This window comes from Caulobacter sp. SL161 (assembly GCF_026672375.1).
Taxonomy (GTDB): Bacteria; Pseudomonadota; Alphaproteobacteria; order Caulobacterales; family Caulobacteraceae; genus Caulobacter.
On the sequence record NZ_JAPPRA010000001.1, the window covers coordinates 1936199 to 1956841 of the forward strand.

Sequence of the window (20643 nt, forward strand, 5' to 3'; positions counted from 1 at the left end):
CATGTCACGTATCGGTAAGAAAGCCGTCGCAATCCCCTCGGGCGTGCAAGTCACGCTCGCGGGTCAGACGGTCACGGTAAAGGGCCCGAAGGGTCAACTGTCGTGGACGATCGCCGACGAAGTCGAAGTCAAGCAAGAGGGCTCTGAGCTCCTGCTGGCTCCGCGCGTCGACACGAAGCGCGCCAAGGGCATGTGGGGTCTGTCCCGCACGCTGGTGGCCAACATGGTGCACGGTGTCACCGTCGGCTTCGAGGAAAGCCTCGAACTGGTCGGCGTCGGTTACCGCGCGGCCATGAAGGGCACCGCCCTGAGCCTCCAACTCGGTTTCAGCCACGATGTGGACGTTGCGGCTCCGGCCGGCGTCACCTTCGCGGTGCCGAAGCAAACCGAAATCAAGATCGCCGGCATCGACAAGCAGGCGGTTGGTGAGATTGCCGCGAAGATCCGCCGCATTCGTCCGCCGGAACCCTACAAGGGCAAGGGCGTGCGTTATGCTGGCGAGAAGGTTCGCCGCAAGGAAGGCAAGAAGAAGTAAGCCATGGCGCTCTCTCCTCGTGAATCGGCGGCCAAGCGCGCTCAGCGCGTTCGCACCCGCCTCAAGAGCCTCGCCAACGGTCGTCCGCGTCTGTCGGTCTTCCGTTCGTCGAAGAACATCTACGCCCAGGTCATCGATGATGAACGCGGCGTGACCCTGGCGTCGGCCTCCACTCTGGAAGCCGAAGGCAAGGGCGCGGACAAGGATGCCGCCGCCGCTGTGGGCAAGCTCGTCGCCGAGCGCGCCATCGAAAAGGGCGTCAAGGACGTCGTTTTCGACCGTGGCAGCTACATCTTCCACGGCCGGGTGAAAGCCCTGGCCGACGCCGCGCGCGAAGCCGGCCTGAACTTCTAAGGGAACGAAAATGGCTCGTGGTGAACAACAGCGCGGTGAGGGCGGTCAACGCCGTGACCGTCGCGACCGCAACGCCCCCGAAGAGCGGGTCGACAGCGACATCGTCGAAAAGCTCGTCCACATCAACCGCGTCGCCGCCACCGTGAAGGGTGGTCGTCGCTTCAGCTTCGCTGCTCTGATGGTCGTTGGCGACCAAAAGGGCCGCGTCGGCTTCGGTCATGGCAAGGCGCGTGAAGTGCCGGAAGCCATCCGCAAGGCGACCGAAGAAGCCAAGAAGACGATGATCCGCGTTCCGCTGCGCGAATCCCGCACCCTGCACCACGACGGCGCTGGCCGTTGGGGCGCTGGCAAGGTGATGATGCGCGCGGCGCCTCCCGGCACCGGCGTCATCGCCGGCGGTCCGATGCGCGCGGTTCTCGAAACCCTGGGCGTCCAGGACGTCGTGGCCAAGTCGACGGGTTCCTCGAACCCGTACAACATGGTTCGCGCCACGTTCGAAGCCCTGAAGGTGCAATCGTCGCCCCGCCAGATCGCCGCCAAGCGCGGCAAGAAGGTTGGCGACATCCTCGGCCGCCGCGCCGACGGCGCTTCGGCGCCGGAAGCCATCGAGGGCTAAGTCATGGCTGAAGCTAAGACCGTTACGGTTCGCCAAACCGGCAGCCCGATCCGTCGTGAAAAGGACCAGCGCGCGACGCTCGTTGGTCTGGGTCTGAACCGCGTGGGTCGTGTCTCGACCCTGCAGGACAACCCCTCGACCCGCGGCATGATCCGCAAGGTCCAGCACCTGCTGGAAATCGTCGAGTAGTCCTTCTACACGATGCGAATACGCCACCCCGGAGCGATCCGGGGTGGTTTTCGTTTGAATTCGCGCATTCGCCCCATTGAGTTTTCTCGCGTTTTGGGGTTTTAAGCGCGCTCTGTTTTTCAAAGCCGAGTCCAGCCGCCTGGCTGGGCGCAGATCTCCAAGGAGAGGCACATATGACCAAGCTGAACGAACTGGCTCCCCGCGAAGGCTCGACCAAGGGCCGCATGCGCGTTGGCCGCGGCCCGGGTTCGGGCAAGGGCAAGACCGCCGGTCGCGGTGTGAAGGGCCAGAAGGCGCGCTCGGGCGTCGCCATCAACGGCTTCGAAGGCGGTCAAATGCCGCTGCACATGCGTATGCCGAAGCGCGGCTTCAACAACCCCTTCCGCCTGGAGTTCGCTGAAGTGAACCTGTGGCGCCTGGAACAAGCCGTCGAAGCCGGCAAGATCAAGAAGGGCGCCGAGCTGGACGCCGCCGCTCTGATCGCCGCCGGTGTCATCCGTCGTGAACTCGACGGCGTGAAGCTGCTGGCCAAGGGCGAAATCAAGACCGCCCTGAAGCTGACCGTCTATTCGGCTACCGAAGCCGCCATCAAGGCCGTCGAGGCCGCCGGTGGTTCGGTCACCGTGACCAAGAAGGCCAAGGCGCAAGCCGAAGCCTAAAGGCATATGTCATCCCGTTGAGCGCCTGGCGCTGTCGGGACCGCGTTTTCGACCGGGATGACAGAATTTCGAGGCTCGCCGTGACATCGCGGCGGGCCTCACCTATTTGTGGCGCTCTCCTGGGATCAGCGTGATCCGGGAAACCTTATTTCAGAGCGTGATCGACGCCGAAGCGATATTGGCTTTCGACGATCGTGCTCCTGAGTCGTGGGGATCTGAATGGCCTCGGCCGCCGAACAACTCGCAGCCAATATGAATTTCGCGTCGTTCCAGAAGGCGACCGAACTTCACAAGCGTATCTGGTTCACGATCATCGCCCTGATCGTCTACCGCCTTGGCACCTACGTTCCGATCCCGGGCGTTGATCCGGCCGCCTTCGCGTCGCTGTTCAGCCAGAACAGCAAGGGCCTCCTGGGCATGTTCGACATGTTCTCGGGCGGGGCTGTCGAGCGGATGGCGATCTTCTCGCTGAACGTCATGCCCTATATCAGCGCCTCGATCATCGTGCAGCTGATGGGCACGGTGTATCCGCCGTGGGAGAAGCTGAAGAAGGAAGGCGGGGAGGCCGGTCGCAAGACCCTGAACCAGTACACGCGCTACCTGGCTGTCATTCTGGCCGTGGTGCAATCGGCTTCGATCGCGATCGGTATCGCGGCTCAGCCCGGCGTGGTGGCCGATGGCGTCGGCCACACCTTCTTCATCGTTTCGACGATCGTTGCGCTGACGGGCGGTACGATGTTCCTGATGTGGCTGGGTGAGCAGATCACCAGCCGCGGCGTCGGCAACGGCGTGTCGCTGATCATCTTCGCGGGTATCGTCGCGACCCTGCCGATTTCGCTGATGCAGATGCTGACCCAGGCGCAGTCGAACAACAATTACATGCCGCTGTTCCTGGTGGTGTTCGGGGGCATCGCCGCCATCCTGGCGATCGTCTTCATCGAACGCTCGCAGCGTCGTCTTCTGGTTCACTATCCCAAGCGCCAGCAGGGCAATCGCATGATCGGCGGCGAAAGCTCGTTTATGCCGCTGAAGATCAACACGGCGGGCGTCATCCCGCCGATCTTCGCCTCGTCGCTGCTGCTGCTGCCGACGACCGCCCTGCAGTTCGTTCAGACCACGAACCTGCCCAGCTGGGCCTCGTGGTTGCCGGCTATGGTCGGCGCACTGCAGCACGGGCAGCCGGCGTTCCTGGTGCTCTATGCGCTGCTGATCATCTTCTTCTCGTTCTTCTACACCTCGGTGGTGTTCAATCCCGACGAGACGGCCGAGAACCTGCGCAAGTACGGCGGCTTCCTGCCGGGCATCCGTCCGGGCAAGCGCACCGCGGAGTATCTGGACTATGTCCTGACCCGCCTCACGGTGATCGGCGCGGCCTACATCACGGCGGTCTGTATCGCGCCGGAGTTTGTGATGATGGCGATGAACTCCACCCAGTTCGCGCTGGGCGGCACCTCGATCCTGATCGTCGTGACGGTGACCATGGACACCGTGGCGCAGATCCAGTCGCACCTGCTGGCCCACCAGTACGAGGGCCTGATCAAGAAGTCGAAGCTGCGCGGCGGACGCGGCCGCTAAGGCGGGCTTCAATTTTATTACAAGCGTCGGAAGCCGGTTTGTCACAAAACCGGCTTCCGTTTTTATTGCCGGGGCTCTAGGTCTGCTCCGGGAGACAGCCGGGCGCAGACTCGGCGACGCGCGAAGGGGCTTTTATGAATCTGATCCTGTTCGGCCCGCCGGCGGCGGGGAAGGGGACCCAGGCCAAGCGACTGGTCACGGAGCGGGGCATGGTCCAGCTCTCGACCGGCGACATGCTGCGCGCGGCCATCGCCTCGGGCTCTGAGCTGGGCCAGCGTGTCAAGGGCGTGCTGGACCGTGGCGAGCTGGTGACCGACGAGATTGTCATCGCCCTGATCGAAGACCGCCTGCCCGAAGCCGAAGCCGCCGGCGGCGCGATCTTCGATGGTTTCCCGCGGACGGTCGCCCAGGCCGAGGCTCTGGATAAAATGCTCGCCGCGCGCGGTCAGAAGATCGACGTCGTTCTCCGACTCAAGGTAGACGAGCCCGCCCTGATCGAGCGGATCAAGAAGCGGTTCGAAGAGCAGGGACGGCCCGACGACAATCCGGAAGTCTTCGTGACTCGCCTGGCCGCGTACAATGCTCAGACCGCGCCGCTGCTGCCCTACTATGAAGGGCAGGGCAAGTTGACGGAACTGGATGGCATGGGGACCGTCGAAGCGGTCGCCGCGTCGATCGACAGCGCACTGGAGCCCGTCGCTGCAGGATGATTATCCCGCAGCGATAGACGGACTCCATCTTCAAGGAGAGCGTGACTTTGGTCGCGCGAGCGTCGTCGCTTAAGAAAGCCCGAATTCGGGGGATGTCTCCCGGATTCAGTTGTTGACGGAAGCGAAACGATCCCTATAACGGGGCGCTTCCGCGAAAGGGCGCGATCCGTGCGCGCCGGTTTGGGTCTCTGATCCGGCCGGGCGCGCCGTTCGCGTCTTTAGTGCGTGACTAGGAGAACATTAGACGTGGCCCGTATCGCAGGCGTCAACATCCCGACGAACAAGCGCGTTCTGATCGCGCTTCAGTACATTCACGGCATCGGCCAAAAGTCGGCTCGTGAGATCATCACCAAGGTGGGCATCGAGGAAGCCCGTCGCGTCAATCAGTTGACCGACGCGGAAGTCCTGCAGATCCGCGAGACGATCGACCGTGACTACACCGTCGAGGGCGACCTGCGTCGCGAGAACTCGATGAACATCAAGCGTCTGATGGACCTGGCCTGCTATCGCGGCCTGCGTCACCGTAAGGGCCTGCCGGTCCGCGGTCAGCGCACCCACACGAACGCCCGCACCCGCAAGGGTCCGGCCAAGCCGATCGCCGGCAAGAAGAAGTAAGGTAGCCTGACCGATGGCCAAGGAACCGGCTCGCGTTAAACGTCGCGAACGCAAGAACATCACCTCGGGCGTGGCGCACGTGAACGCCTCGTTCAACAACACCATGATCACCATCACCGACGCCCAGGGCAACACGATCTCGTGGTCCTCGGCCGGCATGATGGGCTTCAAGGGTTCGCGCAAGTCGACCCCGTACGCCGCGCAGATGGCCGCCGAAGACGCGGGCAAGAAGGCTGCCGAGCACGGTGTGAAGACGCTGGAAGTCAACGTTTCGGGTCCGGGTTCGGGCCGTGAATCGGCCCTGCGCGCGCTGCAAGCCGCGGGCATGACCATCACGACCATCCGCGACGTCACGCCGATTCCGCACAACGGCTGCCGTCCGCCCAAGCGTCGTCGCGTCTAGTACTTTTTAGACCACAATCTTCCTTCGCCGGCTGCGTAAACCGCGGCCGGCGAGCCGCGTTCAAGGGACCCGACCACGTGATCGAAAGAAACTGGAACGAGCTGATCCGTCCTGAGAAGCCGCAAATCGAAACCGGCGCCGATGCGACTCGCAAGGCCCGTATCGTCGCTGAACCGCTGGAACGCGGCTTCGGCGTGACGCTCGGCAACGCTCTGCGTCGCGTTCTCCTCTCGTCGCTGCAAGGCGCAGCCGTCACCGCGATCCAAATCGACGGCGTCGTGCACGAATTCTCCTCGCTCGAAGGCGTCCGCGAAGACGTCGTCGACATCGTTCTGAACATCAAGCAACTGGCCGTGCGCATGCACGCCGAAGGTCCGAAGCGCATGACCCTGCGCGCCACGGGCCCCGGCCCGGTGACCGCTGGTCAGATCGAAACCCCGGCCGACATCGAAATCCTGAACCCCGACCACGTGCTCTGCACGCTGGACGACGGCGCTTCAGTGCGCATGGAGTTCACGGTCAACAACGGCAAGGGCTACGTCCCGGCCGACCGCAACCGTCCGGAAGACGCGCCGATCGGCCTCATCGCCGTCGACGCCCTGTACTCGCCGGTCAAGCGCGTCGCCTACCGCGTGGAGCCGACCCGTCAGGGCCAGTCGCTGGACTATGACAAGCTGATCCTGGAAGTCGAAACCAACGGCGCCGTCACTCCGGTGGACGCCGTGGCCTACGCCGCCCGGATCCTGCAGGACCAACTGCAGATCTTCATCACCTTCGAGGAACCGAAGGCCAAGTCGGCCGACGAGTCCAAGCCGGAACTGCCGTTCAACCCGGCCCTGCTGAAGAAGGTCGACGAGCTGGAGCTGTCGGTCCGTTCGGCCAACTGCCTGAAGAACGACAACATCGTCTACATCGGCGACCTGATCCAGAAGACCGAAGCCGAGATGCTCCGCACCCCGAACTTCGGCCGCAAATCGCTGAACGAAATTAAGGAAGTGCTCGCCGGCATGGGTCTGCACCTCGGCATGGACGTGCCGAACTGGCCGCCGGAGAACATCGAAGACCTGGCTAAGAAGTTCGAAGACCAGATCTAAGACTTCCAAGCCTAACGCGCTTAATCCGGGTCGCCTTTTTCGGAGGGCGGCCTGGGCCTTTTGAAGCCGCACACGCGGTGGAGGGCCCCGGCGCATCGCTCTGACCCGGTCGGGAAAGACCAGGATTGGTGACAATCAGGCGCTCACTGCTTTTGCGCCGTTCGGGCTGATCGCCCAGGAGATACAAAATGCGTCACGGTAAGGCTCACCGTAAACTCGGCCGCACCTCGGCTCACCGCACCGCCATGTTCGCCAACATGTCGGCCAGCTTGATCAAGCACGAGCAGATCGTCACCACCCTGCCCAAGGCCAAGGAACTGCGTCCGATCGTCGAAAAGCTGGTCACCCTGGCCAAGCGCGGCGACCTGCACGCCCGTCGTCAGGCCATCAGCTCGGTTCGCGACGTCGAACAAGTCGGCAAGCTCTTCGCGGTCCTCGGCCCGCGCTACAAGGACCGTCAGGGCGGCTACATCCGCGTCCTGAAGGCCGGCTTCCGCTACGGCGACAACGCCCCGATGGCCGTCATCGAGTTCGTCGACCGCGACGTCTCGGAAAAGGGCAAGGACTCGGGTCCGGTCTACGTCAACGACGCCGAAGACTAAGAGATTTCAGCGCAAGCTGAGCAAGAAGGCCCCGGAGCGATCCGGGGCCTTTTTCGTTTGGGCGCTGAGCAAGCCTGGCCTCTCCGCGCTGACGTGTCGCGGGGGAGGTCGGATTTCTGGAGGGAGGCGAGAGACAGTTCGCGACCCGTTGCGTACGTTCGGAAAATCCTCCCCCCAGAGGGGGAGGAGGCCGAAGGCCGGAGGGGGAAGTCCTGCTGAGCCTCCTTCCCCCTTCCGTCGGTTTCGCCGACACCTCCCCCGCTGGGGGGAGCATTTGATCCACAGTCCACCCCAAACAGACTTGGCTTGGTCCGCTTGGACCGAGCCCCGGCGCGTCTACTCCTTCGTCAGGTCTTGCTGCCGGAACAGCCACACCGCCCCGGCCGTCAGGGCCGCGACCCAGACTAGCAACACCGCCAGAGCAACGCCCGCCGAACCGCTCGCCGCGCCCAGTTGAGCCGGGTCCAGCAGCGCCGCGCGCAGCAGGTCGGCGTCGAAGACGGGCAGGGCCAGGAGCTTCCAGCTGGGGGCCTCGTTCTGCTCCATCGCGCGCAGGGCGCCGGCCAGGATCGTCTGCACGAACCGGAAGCCGAGGCAGGCGATGACCACGCCCATGGTCGAGCGCGACAGCACGCCGACACAGGCCGCCAGCGCCGCCAGGGTCATGGCCTCCAGCCAGGTGATGGCCAGCACGCCGATCACGTCGAACAGATTGCGGCCGAACATCGAGAGGGTCAGGGCCTTGTCGGCGATGCCCGCGCCGATCACGGCCGCGAGCGCCGACAGCACGGCGGTCAGCAATAGACTCCAGAACACCGCCTCGCCGACCACGATCAGCTTGGCCAGCAACAGGTTCTGGCGCGTGTTGCGCGGGGTCAGCAGCCGCCAGGTCTCCCAGCGATAGTCGCCGGCCAGGATGGCCGCCGCGCCGATCATCAGGAACAGCGCCGCGAAGGTCGAGGCGCCGTTCGACAGCGCCTTCAGCATCTGGTCGATCAGGCCGACAGTCAGGCCGGGTATGGGCTTCTTGATCACGAAGCGCAGGAACAGGTCTCCGCCGATGCTGAGCGCAAAGCCCACCAGCGGCGCGAAGCAGAAACCCCAAAAGACAGCCGCGCGGTCGCGCAGCAGGCGGAAGCGTTCGGCGGCGATGGCGTCGGCGAGCATCAGGCGGCTCCTTCGGCGGTGGCGGCCGTCGGCGTCTGGCCCAGGGACTTCAGATAGACCCCCTCGAGGTCGACCTCGCGCCAGCGGGCTTCGACGATGTCGGCGCCGGCCTCCACCAGAGCGCGGATGACGGCCGGAGCCTCGGCGCGGGGGATGTCGGCCAGGACGGCGTCCGGCCCATCGGCCTCGCCGCGATCTCCCAGCACCGCCAGCGCCGGGGTGAGGGGAGAGGCCAGGGTCAGGCGCAGTCGGGCCTCGCCGGCGGTGAGTTCAGCCACGCCGCCCTCGGCGACGACCTTGCCGCGCGACAGGATGGCGACGCGGTCGCAGACGCGCTTGACCTCGTCCAGCTGGTGGCTGGCCAGGATGACGGTGACGCCCTCGATCTTGGCCAGATCGATGATCAGGGCGCGAATCTCCTGGATACCGGCCGGGTCCATGCCGCTGGTCGGCTCGTCCAGGATCACCAGTTCCGGCTTGGTCAGGAATGCGGCGGCCAGGCCCAAGCGCTGCTTCATGCCGACCGAGAAGCCGCTGGTGGCGCGGTCGGCGGCGTGGGTCAGGCTGACCCGTTCCAGCCAGCCGCCGATGTCGGCGTCGGCCTTGCCGCTTTCCAGGGCCAGCATCTTCAGGGTGTCGCGCGCCGTGAGGTACGGCGGATAGCGCGGGGTCTCGATCATGGCCCCGACCTTGCGCAGGGCGGTGATGTCGCCGGGCGCGGCGCCGAAGAGCCGCGCCGAACCGCTGGTGGGACGCACCAGGCCCAGCGCGATTCGGAACAACGTGCTCTTGCCGGCGCCGTTGGGACCCAGGATCCCGAACACGCCGCCGGCGGGGATGGCGATGGAGAAGTCGTCGAGGGCGCGCACCGCCCCATACGTCTTGGTGAGGCCAACGGCCTCCAGGGCGATCGACATGGAGCGGTTCCGGACGCCGACCTGAGTCGGCTCGACACGAAGACTATGGCGAGCGTGCCCGCCCACGCCAAGTTAAGAGGGTGTCATGGCTCGGAGACCGCCGATCGTCATACGCCTGCAATCTGGGCCATGGATGACCGCTGGAACCGCCGTTTCAATTCGAGCCCGAAGATGATCATGCGCCGCCTGCTGTCCCTGGTTCTGGCCTTGGGTCTGATGATCGCCGCCGACGGGGCGGCGGCGCGGGAAAAGGCGCCGCACCTGACCATCCTGGTGTCGATCGATGGCTTCCGCGCCGACTATCTGGATCGTGGCGACACCCCGGTGATGAAGGCCCTGGCCGAGAATGGCGCCCGGGCGGCCATGCGACCCTCGTTCCCGTCGGTGACCTTTCCCAATCACTACACGCTGATCACCGGCAAGCGCCCAGACCGCCACGGCATCGTGGCCAACACCATGGTCGACCCCAGCGTTTCGTCCGAGAAATTCACCATGCGGAGCCTGGATCCGGCGTGGTGGAGCCAGGCCAAGCCGTTCTGGGTCTCGGTAGAGCAGCAGGGCAAACGCGCCGCCGCGATGTTCTGGCCGGGCTCCGAGGTCGAGATCGACGGGGTGCGGCCCTCGCGCTGGGTCAAGTTCGACCAGACCATGTCCGGTGAGGCGCGAGTCGATCAGGTGCTGGCCTGGCTGGACAGCGCTGATGGTCCGCCGATCGCCTTCTCGACCCTCTATTTCGACATCGTCGACACCCAGGGTCACCACTATAGCCCGGAGTCTCCCGAGGTGCGCGCGGCCGCCGCCTCGGTGGACGCCGCGCTGGGGCGGCTGGTCGCGGGGCTGAAAGCGCGGGGGCGCTTTGAGAGCACCGATATCGTCATCGTCGCCGACCATGGCATGGCGCCGCTACCGGCCGCCAATCGCGTGGTGCTGGACGACCTTGTCGACGTCTCGAAGATCCAGCTGGTCACCACCGGCGCGGTCACCGCGTTCTCGCCCAAGCCCGGTGAGCGAAAGGCGGTCGAGGCGGCGGTCCTATCCAAGCCTTTGCCGCACATGACCTGCTGGAAAAAGAACCGGATCCCGGCCCGCTTCCATTACGGTCGAAACCTGCGGGTTCCCGCGATTGTCTGTCTGTCGGAAACCGGCTGGTACACGACCACCGAGGCGGCGAAGCAGAAGCCGAGCGAATGGGACGGTAAGGACGGTGGGGCGCATGGCTTCGATCCCTATGACCCGACCATGCAGGCGGTGTTCGTCGCCCACGGCCCCTCGTTCAAGTCGGGTGTCGCTCTGCCGGTGTTCGACAATGTGGATGTCTATGCGCTGCTGGCCAAGGTGACGGGGGTTCGTCCTGAGAAGACCGACGGCTCGCTGAAGGTCGTGCGCGAGGCGCTTCGATAGGGGCGGACCGCAAGTCGCTTTCCAGGCGGCCCCGCGGACGGCAGTCTCGCCCCGGGAGGACGGTCAAGCGTGGGCGACGAAGCGATTCATCTCGGTGACTACGACTACATCGTGGTCGGCGCCGGCTCTGCGGGGTGCCTGCTGGCCAATCGCCTGTCGGCTGATCCCCGGCGGCGGGTGCTGCTGCTGGAGGCGGGGGGCGACGACAACTGGATCTGGTTTCACGTGCCGGTCGGCTACCTGTTCGCGATCGGCAATCCCCGCGCCGACTGGATGCTGGAGACCACGCCGCAGGCGGGGCTGGACGGACGGGTTCTGGCCTATCCGCGCGGCAAGGTGATCGGAGGCTCATCGGCGATCAACGCCATGATCTATATGCGCGGCCAGGCTCGGGACTATGACGGCTGGCGACAGCGCGGCTTGGTCGGGTGGGGCTGGTCGGACGTGCTGCCTTACTTCCTGAAGCACGAAGACCACATCGACCCGCGCGGCGAGCATCATCGGGCCGGCGGCGAGTACCGCGTCGAGCACCCGCGCGTGCGCTGGGATGTGCTGGACGCCATCCGTCGCGCAGGTGAGCAGGCCGGTATCGCCCAGGTCGACGACTTCAACGACGGCGACAACGCGGGCTCGTCATACTTCCAGGTCAACCAGCGCGCCGGGCGCCGCTGGAGCACAGCCACGGCCTTTCTGAAGCCTGTCCTGTCGCGTCCCAACCTGCGGCTGGTGAAGGGCGTTGAGGTCGAGCGGCTCATTATCGACGGCAAACGGGTGCAGGGCCTGCGCGGGCGTCGGGGTGGAGCGGCGGTGACCGCCAGCGTGTCGGGTGAGTTGATCCTGGCGGCCGGCGCGATCGGTTCGCCCGTGATCCTGCAGCGCTCGGGGATCGGGCGCGGCGAGACCCTGACGCGCGCCGGTGTGGCGATGGTTCACGATCTGCCAGGCGTCGGGGCCAATCTGCAGGACCATTTGCAGATCCGACCGGTGTTCAAGGTCAGCGGCGTGAGGACGCTGAACACCGACTACGCCAACCTCTTCCGCCGGGCAGGCATGGGGGTGGACTATCTGCTGCGACGCTCGGGTCCGCTGACCATGGCGCCGTCGCAGTTGGGGATGTTCTGCTGCTCGGGACCTGAGTACGAGAGCGCCAATTTGGAGTTCCATTTCCAACCGCTCAGCCTGGACCGCTGGGGGGAGGGGCTGCACCCGTTCGGGGCGGTGACCGCCAGTGTCTGCAACCTGCGTCCAAGCAGCCGGGGCAGGGTCTCCCTCTTCGGGCCGGGCCTGGAGCACTCGCCAAGGATCAATCCCAACTACTTAGCCACCGAGGAGGACCGTCGCGTGGCGGTCGCGTCCCTGAAGTGGGCGCGGCGGATCATGGGGCAGTCGGCCTTGGCGGCCTATGCGCCGGAGGCGTTCCGACCCGGTCCGGAGGTGGACGGCGACGCGGCGCTGCTGGCCGCGGCGAAGGCGCTGGCGACGACGATCTTCCATCCGGTCGGTACGGCGGCCATGGGCGCGGATGGTGATCCCCTGGCGGTGCTGGACGCGCGGCTGCGGGTGCGTGGCGTCGAGGGTCTGCGTGTCATCGACGCCTCGGCGATGCCGAGCATCACCTCGGGCAACACCAACGCGCCGACTGTCATGATCGCCGAGAAGGGCGCAGCGATGATCCTGGAGGATTACCGCTGACGATCCGGTGGGGTTGCGAAACTAGTTTCGATATGCGTTAAATATTCCATCTTTGGAAAAGGAATGGCGCATGTCCAATCCCGCGGGCCTGATTTCGGCCGTCACCTATCGTGATCCCAAGGCGGCCCTGGCCTGGCTGGAAGCGGCCTTTGGCTTCGAGCTGGTCTTCCTGATCGAGGGCGAGGACGCCAGCGTCGCCCATGCGGAGATGAGCCATGGCGCCTCCCGCGTGATGATTGGCGGCGAGTGGAGTCTTGCCCACGCCAGCCCCGCCTCGATCGGCGGCAAGACCACCCAGACGATCCACATCTATATCGAAGGCGACGTCGACGCCCATTGTCAGACGGCCGCCGCCGCCGGGGCTGATATTGTCGAGCCGCCGGCGACCCAGTTCTACGGCTCCCGCACCTATCGTTGCCGCGACCTGGAAGGTCATCTCTGGACGGTCTCGGCCGATGTGGAGACAGTCTCCGTCGAGGAAATGGAAAAGCGTAGCGGCCTCAAGATCACGGTCGCCAAGGGGTGAGCGAGGCCCTGGATCGCACTCTGGCGGCCCTGGCCGACCCGCATCGTCGGCGCGCTGTCGATCTGCTGCGCGAGCGGCCGCGCCGGGCCGGCGAGCTGGCCGAAAGCCTGGGCCTGACCGCTCCGGCCATGAGCCGACACCTGCGCGCTCTGCGTCAGTCGGGCCTTGTTGAAGAGAGCCATCCGGAGTTCGACGCGCGGGTGCGGGTGTATCGTCTGCGGCCGGGGCCGATGGCTGAGCTGAAGGCCTGGCTGGACGCCGCCGAGGATCACTGGGTGGATCAGCTTTCGGCGCTCAAGGCGCATGTGGAGGCCAAGCGCTCATGAGCTCGCGGATCGTGGTGGCCTTGCGGATCGCCGCGCCGCCCGAGGTGGTGTTCGACGCCTTTGTCGATGACATCGCCGTCTGGTGGCGGCCCAACGGCCTGTTCGCCTTTACGCCGCGCTCGCCGGGCGTGATGGCCTTCGAGGATGGTCGGCTCGTAGAGCGCCTGCCGAGCGGCAAGGTGTTCGAGGTCGGCGTCGTCAGCGTCTGGGAGCGCGGCGCGCGGCTGGTGTTCGGCTGGCGTCAGGCCGCCTTCACCCCGGACATGAACACCGAGGTCGAGGTCCGCTTCGAGCTGGTCGGTGAGCAGACCCGGGTGACCGTCGAGCATCGCGGCTGGGACAGCGTGCCTGCGGCGCACGTGGCGCGTCACAGCTTTCCCAACGCCGTCTTTCTGGCGCGACATGGCGAATGGTGGCGCAACCTTCTGGCTGGGCTTGCGGCCCGGGCCAACAGCGTCCACCTAGGGGCGGGCGACGAGGGGCGATCATGAACACCACGATTACGGGCGGACGGCGTCAGGCCGCCCTGGGCTTCATTTTCGTCACCGCCATCCTAGACGTTCTGTCCCTGGGCGTGATGATCCCGGTCCTGCCGAACCTGGTGAAGGCGTTCGGCGGCGGCGACACGGCCGCGGCGGCCGACTGGAACGTGCTGTTCGCCACCACCTGGGGCGTTATGCAGTTCATCTGCTCGCCGATCCTGGGCTTGCTGTCCGACCGCTTCGGCCGACGGCCGGTCATCCTGACCTCGATCTTTGGCCTGGGCGTCGACTTCCTGTTTATGGCCTTTGCGCCGAACCTCTGGTGGCTGTTCATCGGCCGGATCTTCAACGGAATGACGGCGGCCAGTTTCTCGACCGCCAGCGCCTATGTGGCCGATGTCACCACGCCGGAGAATCGGGCCAAGGGCTTTGGTCTGATGGGCGCGGCGTTCGGGATCGGCTTCACCTTCGGGCCGGCGCTGGGCGGGTGGCTCTGGGAGTTCGACCACCGCGCGCCTTTCCTGGTCTGCGCGGCCCTGGCCCTGACCAACTGGCTGTACGGCTTCTTCGTACTGCCGGAGTCGCTGCCGCCCGAGCGTCGCCAGCCGCGCTTCGACTGGAAGAAGGCCAATCCGATCGGCTCGCTGCAGCTGCTGCGTCACCATCCGGGGCTGACGGGCCTGGCGGGCGTGGGCTTCCTGTTCCAGTTGGCGCACAATGTGCTGCCTAGCGTCTTCGTGCTGTACATGGGCTTCCGCTATGGCTGGAGCCCGCAGACGATCGGCATGACGTTGATGGCCAGCGGGATCGCCAGCATCCTGATCCAGGCCTTCGTTGTCGGCCCTGCGGTGAAGCGGTTGGGTGAGCGCGGCGTGCTGCTGATCGGGCTGTTTGCAGGCTTCCTGGGCTTTTCGATCTACGCCTTGGCGCCGACGAGCTTGCTGTACCTGGCCGGTCTGCCGATCTTCGCCTTCTCCGGTTTGATCCAGCCCGGCCTCCAGGGGCTGATGACACGCCGGGTCGGTCCGAACGAGCAGGGCCAACTGCAAGGCGCCAATGCGGCGATGATGGGCATCGCCTCGATTATCGGTCCGCCGCTGTTCTTGATCCCGTTCGCCTTCGCGGTCCGTCATGACGCGACGCTGCACCTGCCGGGCCTGCCGATCCTGATCGCGGCGGTCTTGATGCTGGCGGCTACCCTCCTAGCTTATGCCAAGGCCAAGCCCGCCCCAGCGCCGGAACTCCAGCCGGCCTGACGGTTTTGGTCATGGCCAAACCTCGACCTTTCGTCGCCTTAGACTCGCCCGAAAGCTGGGCTGAGTTTTCGGCGAACCGCTAGGAGTCCTTCGTGACCAACATGCGCAAGCTTCGCGCCCTGCTGCCCGTCTTCGTCCTGCTGACCGCCTGCTCGAACCCGGCCGGCCCGTCGAACGCCCAGTCGATCCCGGACATGCCTCAGCCCACGCGCCGGGTTCCGGCCGACGCGGCCTCGATGAAGCAGTCGTTCTCGCCGGTGGTGAAGAAGGCCGCGCCGGCTGTGGTCAATGTGGCCAGCCGTCGTCTGGTCCAGCGGCGCGTCGATCCGTTCTGGGACTTCTTCATGGGCGGCGGGCAGGGCGGCTCGCAGGTGCAGAGCTCGCTCGGCTCGGGCGCGATCGTCCGCGCCGACGGCGTGATCATCACCAATCACCACAACATCAACGGGATGAGCGACATCACCATCCAGTTGGCCGACCGTCGGGAGTTCCCGGCCGTGGTTCTGCTGGATGACCCGCGCGCGGACCTCGCGGTGCTGAAGATCGACACCAAGGGCGAGAAGCTGCCGGTCATGGCCATCGACGACCAGGAGCAGCTGGAGGTCGGTGATCTGGTGCTGGCCATGGGCAATCCGTTCGGCGTGGGTCAGACCGTCACCAACGGCATCGTCTCGGCCCTGGCGCGGACCGATGTCGGCGCGGCGGACTTCGGCAGCTACATCCAGACTGATGCGGCGATCAATCCGGGCAACTCCGGCGGTCCGCTGGTCGACATGGACGGTGATCTGGTCGGCATCAACACCTTCATCATCTCGCGCTCGGGTTCATCGTCGGGCGTCGGCTTCGCTATCCCATCCCGCGTGGTGCGCCAGGTGGTCAACGCCGCGCTGGGCGGCGGGCACAGCATCGTGCGCCCCTGGTTGGGCGTGAAGGGCCAGGCCGTCACCGGCGAAATCGCCAAGAGCCTGGGCATGACCGCCCCGCGCGGCGTGCTGGTGGCCCAGGTCTATCCGGGCTCGTCGGCCGAGCGCGCGGGCCTGAAGGAAGGCGACGTGATCCTGTCGATCGACGGCCAGCCGGTGAACGACGAAGGCGGCGGCGCCTTTGCGATCGGAACCCACAAGGTCGGCGACCGCGTGCCGATGCAGATCCGTCGCGGCGACCGCGAACTGACCATCACGGTTCGCGCCGACGCCGCACCGGAGACTCCGGCCCGCGACGAGCGCACGCTGAGCGGCAACAACCCGTTCAACGGCGCGACGGTGATGAACCTGTCGCCGGCCGTCGCGCAGGACCTGGGCGTGGATCCGTTCGCCGGGCGCGGCGCGCTGGTGACCAAGATCGGACCCGGCTATGCGGGCAACTGGATGCGTCCTGGCGACTTCGTGCGCAGCGTCAATGGTCGCCAGATCAACACGGTGGCTGACCTCGCCTCGGCCATCGCCGGTCGGTCTGGCCGCTGGAGCGTCACCATCGAGCGTGGCGGCCAGTTGATCCAGGCGCAGTTCTAGGTTTGTAGCCGCCCCGGCGGCTTGCCGTTCCTCTATTGATGAACGGCCCCCTTTCTTGGAGCGTGGCGGGCGGCGAAACCGCTCACACTTTCGTCTGCCACGCTCTAGAAGGGTCGAATGTCCGATCTCTTTCAGGCCGCCGGCCTGACTCCCCATGCGCCATCCCCTCTGGCCGACCGGCTGCGGCCGCAGAGCCTCGACGAGGTGGTGGGGCAGCAGCATCTTCTGGGACCTGAGGGGCCGATCGGCCGCATGGCCGCCGCCCGCCGTCTGGCCTCGATGATCCTGTGGGGACCGCCAGGCACCGGCAAGACCACGATCGCCCGCCTGCTGGCCAAGGCCGGCGGCTATGAGTTCATGCAGATCTCGGCGGTGTTCTCGGGCGTCGCCGACCTGAAAAAGGCCTTTGAGCAAGCGCGCGCGCGCCGGATGGCGGGACAGAGCACCTTGCTGTTCGTCGACGAGATCCACCGCTTCAACCGCGCCCAGCAGGACGGCTTCCTGCCGTTCGTGGAGGAGGGGATCGTCACCCTGGTCGGGGCCACGACCGAGAACCCTTCGTTCGAGCTGAACGGCGCGTTGCTGTCGCGCTGCCAGGTGTTCGTGCTCAAGCGCCTGACCGAGGAGTCGCTGGAGCTTCTGCTGCAACGCGGCGAGGCCGCCGAGAACCGCCCGCTGCCGATCGACGCCGAGGCCCGCTCGGCTCTGGTGGCCATGGCCGACGGCGACGGCCGCTATCTGCTGACCCTGGCCGAGACCCTGTTCTCGATCGGGACCGACACGCCGCTGAATCCGACCCAGCTGAGCCAGTTCCTGCAAAAGCGCCGCCCGGCTTACGACAAGGACCGCGAAGAGCATTACAATCTGATCTCGGCCTTGCATAAGTCGGTGCGCGGCAGCGATCCGGATGCGGCGCTCTACTGGCTGGCGCGGATGCTGGAGGGCGGCGAAGACCCGCTGTTCATCGCCCGTCGCCTGGTGCGGATGGCCTCCGAGGACATTGGCGCGGCTGATCCGCTGAGCCTGCTGCTGACCACGGCGGCCAAGGACGCCTACGACTTCCTGGGATCGCCCGAGGGCGAACTGGCCTTGGCCCAGGCCGTCGTCCACATGGCCAGCGCGCCCAAGTCGAACGCGGTCTACATGGCCTACAAGGCCGCCCGCCGCGCGGCCAAGGAGACCGGCAGCCTGACGCCGCCGTCGCACATCCTCAACGCCCCGACCAAGCTGATGAAGTCGCTGGGCTATGGCGACGGCTACGCCTACGACCACGATGTCGAGGGCGGCGTGTCGGGCCAGAACTACTTCCCGGACGGCATGGAGCGTCGACGCTTTTATGAGCCCAAGCCCGTCGGCGCCGAGGCAAAGGTGCGTGAGCGCTTGGAAGCCTGGGGCAAGGTGCGTAAGGACGGGAAGTAGACCGCGCCTTCACCGACCTCCCCGGCGAATACCGGGGCCCAGATCCATCCGGAGTGGTTTGGTCGTTCTCGACGCGGTGCTCTGACAGATCCAGAAGCGTCAGAGGGGGCGATCTGGACCCCGGCATTCGCCGGGGAAATCGGATTTTGGACATGCTAGGGGACTGGAGATGAACAAGCCGCCGCGCCGTCCTCCCGCCCAGGCCAAGCCCAAGGCCTCCGAAATCCCCATCGCCCTGACGCCCGACGAGATCGCGGCGGCTCAATCTTGGGTGCTGTACGAGGACGAGACGATCATCGTGCTGAACAAGCCGACGGGTCTGTCCAGTCAGGGCGGAAGGATCAAGGCCCATACCCTTGATGACCTGCTCTGGGCGTTCGCGCGGCCTAACCGGCCTCGGCCCAAGCTGGTGCATCGCCTGGACCGCGACACCTCGGGCGTGATCCTGACCGCCAAGACCAAGCCGGCGGCCGCGATGCTGGGCAAGGCGCTGGAGGCCAAGCGGTTCCGCAAGAGCTACCTGGCCATCGTCGCCGGCGCGCCCGAGCCCAAGGGCGGCATGATCGACAGCCCGCTGCGTCGCGAGTCTATCGGGCGCGAGGCCTATATGCGGGTCTGTGAGCCCGATCATCCGGATGCGGAGACGGCGCGCAGTCGCTATCGGACCCTGGCGCACAATGGTCTCGCGGCCCTGGTCGAGTTGTCGCCGGACACCGGCCGCATGCACCAACTGCGCGTCCATATGGCCTCCATCGGCCGACCGCTGGCCGGCGACAGCCGCTACGGCGGGGCGCTGATGCTGGGCGGAGCGCCCGCGCCGCGCCTGATGCTGCACGCTGCGAGTCTGGCGTTCCCGCATCCGCTGGGGGGCGAGAGAAAGATCCTGGCCCCGCTTCCGTCCGACTTTGTCAGCATGCTGGAGGCGCTGGGCTTGCCGGTCCCGGAACAGCCGCGACCGGCGTCCGTTGAGCAGGCGTAAGAGGTATTCCGCCATGAAGACCGCCAGACCCCTGATCGCCGCCGGCCTGGCCGCGCTGTTGCTTACCGGCTGCGCCACTACGCCAACCGTCTATCGGGCCGCGGTCGGGGCGCAGACTGCGGTCGGCTATTCCGAGTACCGGCTCGAGACCGGCCGCTATCGCGTGACCTTCCAAGGCGGCGCCGGCGCGCCGGAAGCTCAGGTGGCGGACTATGCGCTGCTTCGCGCCGCCGAGCTGGCGCTGCGGGATGGCTACGACTGGTTCCGCATCGCTGACCGCTCGACGACCATGACTGGCGGCGGAACGGGACCGCGCCTGTCCGTCGGTGGCGGATCGGCGAGCTTTGGTCGACACAGCGGGATCGGCGTTGGCTTGGGCACGAGCTTCAACCTCGGCCCAGGGCCGGCCTATGCGCGCTCGATCGAGGTGGTGTTCGGCAAGGGACCGACGCCGCGCGAGAGCGACGCCTACGACGCCCGGGAGATCGTCAAGGTCGTCGGCTACGGTCGCGCCGAAGCCTAAGGAAGGTCGGGCGCGAAGGTAGGGCGCGCGCCTGACGTCGGGGCGTGCTTTCGCAGGCCATTTGCGCATGCCAGACTTTTCGCCAATGCGACCGCCCCGGCCTCGGCCTGAGGGCGGTCCGCGAACATGGCGCGCGCCCGTCCTTTCTTTGGAGACCAAGATGTCATCGCCCTTGCACAAGCTCTTTGACCTGACGGGCCGGGTGGCGATCGTGACGGGGGGCTCGCGGGGTCTTGGTCTGCAGATCGCCCGGGCGTTGGCGGAGTATGGCGCAGCGGTGGCGCTGGTCGCCCGAAAGCAGGGCGAACTGGACGCCGCCGTCGCGGCCCTGACCGCCGAGGGGCGCACCGCCGTGGGCCTTGTCGCTGACCTCAGTCAGTCGGGCTCGGCGCAAGACCTCACCGCGCGCGTGCTCGAGCCTTTCGGCCGGATCGATATTCTGGTCAATAACGCTGGCGCCGCCTGGGGCGCGCCGGCCGAGGACTATCCCCTGGAGGGCTGGAGCAAGGTCATGGACCTCAACGTGACCGGCCTGTTCCTGCTGACCCAGGCCGTCGCGCGGGAAGCTTTCCTGAAACAGGGGAAGGGCGCGGTGGTGAACGTCGCCTCGATCGAAGGCCTTCAGGGGCACCACCATAGCCAGTTGGGCACGATCGCCTACAACACCGCCAAGGGCGCGGTGATCAACATGACCCGGGCTCTGGCGGCCGAGTGGGGCCCAAAGAACATCCGCGTGAATGCGGTCGCGCCGGGATACTTCCCCTCGAAGATGACCATGACGACCCTTGGCCAGCACGGCGACGACATGTTGCGGCAGACGCCTCTGGGCAAGCTGGGTGGCGACACCGACCTGATGGGGCCTGCCTTGCTGTTGGCGTCCGACGCGGGCGCTCACATCACCGGTCAGATCATCGTCGTCGACGGTGGCATGACGATCATCTGATCCGGGACAGGTCAACTTCACCCAGCGTATCGCCAGCGGCCTGCGCGATAGGGAGGCGTGATCGCCTAGGCGCCGGGCGCGTCTGGGGAGCTGTAATCAACCGTTCATCCTGCAGACAGCCTCGGTTCACGGCGCGTCTCTAGCTCTTG

At 66.2% G+C, this 20643-nt stretch carries 24 protein-coding genes; 22 read left to right on the forward strand and 2 right to left on the reverse strand.

Annotation, left to right across the window (positions count from 1 at the left end):
* Position 1 precedes the first annotated feature (1 nt).
* From rplF to rplQ, 11 genes are all read left to right on the forward strand, one after another.
* Entirely contained in the window at positions 2-535 is a 534-nt protein-coding gene (gene rplF, locus OVA11_RS09395) for a 50S ribosomal protein L6 (RefSeq protein ID WP_268067153.1), read from the forward strand.
* Between the two features lie 3 nt (positions 536-538).
* Entirely contained in the window at positions 539-889 is a 351-nt protein-coding gene (gene rplR, locus OVA11_RS09400; protein ID WP_010919143.1) for a 50S ribosomal protein L18, read from the forward strand.
* A 10-nt stretch (positions 890-899) separates the two neighbouring features.
* Entirely contained in the window at positions 900-1505 is a 606-nt protein-coding gene (gene rpsE / locus OVA11_RS09405) for a 30S ribosomal protein S5 (protein WP_010919144.1), read from the forward strand.
* Between the two features lie 3 nt (positions 1506-1508).
* Complete coding sequence (gene rpmD, locus OVA11_RS09410) at positions 1509-1694, forward strand: 50S ribosomal protein L30 (protein ID WP_010919145.1); 186 nt, start codon at positions 1509-1511, stop codon at positions 1692-1694.
* Between the two features lie 173 nt (positions 1695-1867).
* Positions 1868-2353 carry a 50S ribosomal protein L15 gene (gene rplO, locus OVA11_RS09415; RefSeq protein ID WP_010919146.1) on the forward strand — a complete coding sequence of 162 codons (486 nt, stop codon included), beginning with the start codon at positions 1868-1870 and terminating at the stop codon, positions 2351-2353.
* A gap of 219 nt (positions 2354-2572) precedes the next feature.
* Positions 2573-3928, forward strand: a complete 1356-nt coding sequence (gene secY / locus OVA11_RS09420) for a preprotein translocase subunit SecY (RefSeq protein ID WP_268067154.1) — start codon at positions 2573-2575, stop codon at positions 3926-3928.
* A 134-nt stretch (positions 3929-4062) separates the two neighbouring features.
* A complete protein-coding gene (locus tag OVA11_RS09425) occupies positions 4063-4638 on the forward strand; it encodes an adenylate kinase (protein WP_010919148.1) in 576 nt (191 codons plus the stop codon).
* 246 nt (positions 4639-4884) lie between these two features.
* Positions 4885-5253: a 30S ribosomal protein S13 gene (rpsM, locus tag OVA11_RS09430; protein ID WP_096032935.1), complete on the forward strand. Its 369-nt coding sequence runs from the start codon at positions 4885-4887 to the stop codon at positions 5251-5253.
* A 13-nt stretch (positions 5254-5266) separates the two neighbouring features.
* The gene (gene rpsK, locus OVA11_RS09435) at positions 5267-5656 is read left to right on the forward strand and encodes a 30S ribosomal protein S11 (protein WP_010919150.1); all 390 of its coding nucleotides are present in this window, start codon (positions 5267-5269) and stop codon (positions 5654-5656) included.
* 77 nt (positions 5657-5733) lie between these two features.
* A complete protein-coding gene (locus OVA11_RS09440) occupies positions 5734-6750 on the forward strand; it encodes a DNA-directed RNA polymerase subunit alpha (protein WP_010919151.1) in 1017 nt (338 codons plus the stop codon).
* Between the two features lie 188 nt (positions 6751-6938).
* Entirely contained in the window at positions 6939-7352 is a 414-nt protein-coding gene (gene rplQ / locus OVA11_RS09445; protein WP_268067155.1) for a 50S ribosomal protein L17, read from the forward strand.
* A 336-nt stretch (positions 7353-7688) separates the two neighbouring features.
* On the opposite strand, the gene OVA11_RS09450 is transcribed toward rplQ, so the two are convergent.
* Positions 7689-8519, reverse strand: a complete 831-nt coding sequence (locus OVA11_RS09450; RefSeq protein ID WP_268067156.1) for an ABC transporter permease — start codon at positions 8517-8519, stop codon at positions 7689-7691.
* Positions 8519-9436, reverse strand: a complete 918-nt coding sequence (locus OVA11_RS09455; protein WP_268067157.1) for an ABC transporter ATP-binding protein — start codon at positions 9434-9436, stop codon at positions 8519-8521. The genes OVA11_RS09450 and OVA11_RS09455 overlap by 1 nt, the downstream gene beginning before the upstream one ends.
* Before the next feature lie 171 nt (positions 9437-9607).
* Here OVA11_RS09455 and OVA11_RS09460 point away from each other — a divergent pair, with 171 nt between their 5' ends.
* The 11 genes from OVA11_RS09460 to OVA11_RS09510 all read left to right on the forward strand — a co-directional run bounded on the left by OVA11_RS09460 (position 9608) and on the right by OVA11_RS09510 (position 20494).
* Positions 9608-10837, forward strand: a complete 1230-nt coding sequence (locus OVA11_RS09460) for an alkaline phosphatase family protein (RefSeq protein ID WP_268067158.1) — start codon at positions 9608-9610, stop codon at positions 10835-10837.
* Positions 10838-10906: 69 nt separating this feature from the next.
* The gene (locus OVA11_RS09465) at positions 10907-12529 is read left to right on the forward strand and encodes a GMC family oxidoreductase (protein ID WP_268067159.1); all 1623 of its coding nucleotides are present in this window, start codon (positions 10907-10909) and stop codon (positions 12527-12529) included.
* 70 nt (positions 12530-12599) lie between these two features.
* On the forward strand, positions 12600-13055 hold the full coding sequence (locus tag OVA11_RS09470; protein WP_268067160.1) for a glyoxalase/bleomycin resistance/extradiol dioxygenase family protein: 456 nt from the start codon (positions 12600-12602) through the stop codon (positions 13053-13055).
* Positions 13052-13381 carry an ArsR/SmtB family transcription factor gene (locus OVA11_RS09475; RefSeq protein ID WP_268067161.1) on the forward strand — a complete coding sequence of 110 codons (330 nt, stop codon included), beginning with the start codon at positions 13052-13054 and terminating at the stop codon, positions 13379-13381. Before OVA11_RS09470 ends, OVA11_RS09475 begins: the two co-directional genes overlap by 4 nt.
* Positions 13378-13872 (forward strand): SRPBCC domain-containing protein, encoded by a 495-nt coding sequence (locus OVA11_RS09480; RefSeq protein WP_268067162.1) that lies wholly within the window; start codon positions 13378-13380, stop codon positions 13870-13872. Before OVA11_RS09475 ends, OVA11_RS09480 begins: the two co-directional genes overlap by 4 nt.
* Positions 13869-15119 (forward strand): TCR/Tet family MFS transporter, encoded by a 1251-nt coding sequence (locus OVA11_RS09485; protein ID WP_268067163.1) that lies wholly within the window; start codon positions 13869-13871, stop codon positions 15117-15119. Before OVA11_RS09480 ends, OVA11_RS09485 begins: the two co-directional genes overlap by 4 nt.
* A 92-nt stretch (positions 15120-15211) precedes the next feature.
* Positions 15212-16630 carry a DegQ family serine endoprotease gene (locus OVA11_RS09490; protein ID WP_268067164.1) on the forward strand — a complete coding sequence of 473 codons (1419 nt, stop codon included), beginning with the start codon at positions 15212-15214 and terminating at the stop codon, positions 16628-16630.
* 117 nt (positions 16631-16747) lie between these two features.
* Positions 16748-18049 carry a replication-associated recombination protein A gene (locus tag OVA11_RS09495; protein ID WP_268067165.1) on the forward strand — a complete coding sequence of 434 codons (1302 nt, stop codon included), beginning with the start codon at positions 16748-16750 and terminating at the stop codon, positions 18047-18049.
* Positions 18050-18218: 169 nt separating this feature from the next.
* Complete coding sequence (locus tag OVA11_RS09500) at positions 18219-19028, forward strand: RluA family pseudouridine synthase (protein ID WP_268067166.1); 810 nt, start codon at positions 18219-18221, stop codon at positions 19026-19028.
* Positions 19015-19551 carry a CC0125/CC1285 family lipoprotein gene (locus tag OVA11_RS09505; protein ID WP_268067167.1) on the forward strand — a complete coding sequence of 179 codons (537 nt, stop codon included), beginning with the start codon at positions 19015-19017 and terminating at the stop codon, positions 19549-19551. Before OVA11_RS09500 ends, OVA11_RS09505 begins: the two co-directional genes overlap by 14 nt.
* A gap of 160 nt (positions 19552-19711) precedes the next feature.
* Positions 19712-20494, forward strand: coding sequence for an SDR family oxidoreductase (locus OVA11_RS09510; RefSeq protein WP_268067168.1), 783 nt, complete (start codon positions 19712-19714; stop codon positions 20492-20494).
* Positions 20495-20643 lie beyond the last annotated feature (149 nt).

Bases quoted from the DNA above. Each gene is read 5' to 3' on its own strand.
- rplF (WP_268067153.1), top strand. From the start codon at position 2: ATGTCACGTATCGGTAAGAAAGCCGTCGCAATCCCCTCGGGCGTGCAA.
- rplR (WP_010919143.1), top strand. From the start codon at position 539: ATGGCGCTCTCTCCTCGTGAATCGGCGGCCAAGCGCGCTCAGCGCGTT.
- rpsE (WP_010919144.1), top strand. From the start codon at position 900: ATGGCTCGTGGTGAACAACAGCGCGGTGAGGGCGGTCAACGCCGTGAC.
- rpmD (WP_010919145.1), top strand. From the start codon at position 1,509: ATGGCTGAAGCTAAGACCGTTACGGTTCGCCAAACCGGCAGCCCGATC.
- rplO (WP_010919146.1), top strand. From the start codon at position 1,868: ATGACCAAGCTGAACGAACTGGCTCCCCGCGAAGGCTCGACCAAGGGC.
- secY (WP_268067154.1), top strand. From the start codon at position 2,573: ATGGCCTCGGCCGCCGAACAACTCGCAGCCAATATGAATTTCGCGTCG.
- OVA11_RS09425 (WP_010919148.1), top strand. From the start codon at position 4,063: ATGAATCTGATCCTGTTCGGCCCGCCGGCGGCGGGGAAGGGGACCCAG.
- rpsK (WP_010919150.1), top strand. From the start codon at position 5,267: ATGGCCAAGGAACCGGCTCGCGTTAAACGTCGCGAACGCAAGAACATC.
- rplQ (WP_268067155.1), top strand. From the start codon at position 6,939: ATGCGTCACGGTAAGGCTCACCGTAAACTCGGCCGCACCTCGGCTCAC.
- OVA11_RS09450 (WP_268067156.1), bottom strand. From the start codon at position 8,519: ATGCTCGCCGACGCCATCGCCGCCGAACGCTTCCGCCTGCTGCGCGAC.
- OVA11_RS09455 (WP_268067157.1), bottom strand. From the start codon at position 9,436: ATGTCGATCGCCCTGGAGGCCGTTGGCCTCACCAAGACGTATGGGGCG.
- OVA11_RS09460 (WP_268067158.1), top strand. From the start codon at position 9,608: ATGATCATGCGCCGCCTGCTGTCCCTGGTTCTGGCCTTGGGTCTGATG.
- OVA11_RS09470 (WP_268067160.1), top strand. From the start codon at position 12,600: ATGTCCAATCCCGCGGGCCTGATTTCGGCCGTCACCTATCGTGATCCC.
- OVA11_RS09480 (WP_268067162.1), top strand. From the start codon at position 13,378: ATGAGCTCGCGGATCGTGGTGGCCTTGCGGATCGCCGCGCCGCCCGAG.
- OVA11_RS09485 (WP_268067163.1), top strand. From the start codon at position 13,869: ATGAACACCACGATTACGGGCGGACGGCGTCAGGCCGCCCTGGGCTTC.
- OVA11_RS09495 (WP_268067165.1), top strand. From the start codon at position 16,748: ATGTCCGATCTCTTTCAGGCCGCCGGCCTGACTCCCCATGCGCCATCC.
- OVA11_RS09500 (WP_268067166.1), top strand. From the start codon at position 18,219: ATGAACAAGCCGCCGCGCCGTCCTCCCGCCCAGGCCAAGCCCAAGGCC.
- OVA11_RS09510 (WP_268067168.1), top strand. From the start codon at position 19,712: ATGTCATCGCCCTTGCACAAGCTCTTTGACCTGACGGGCCGGGTGGCG.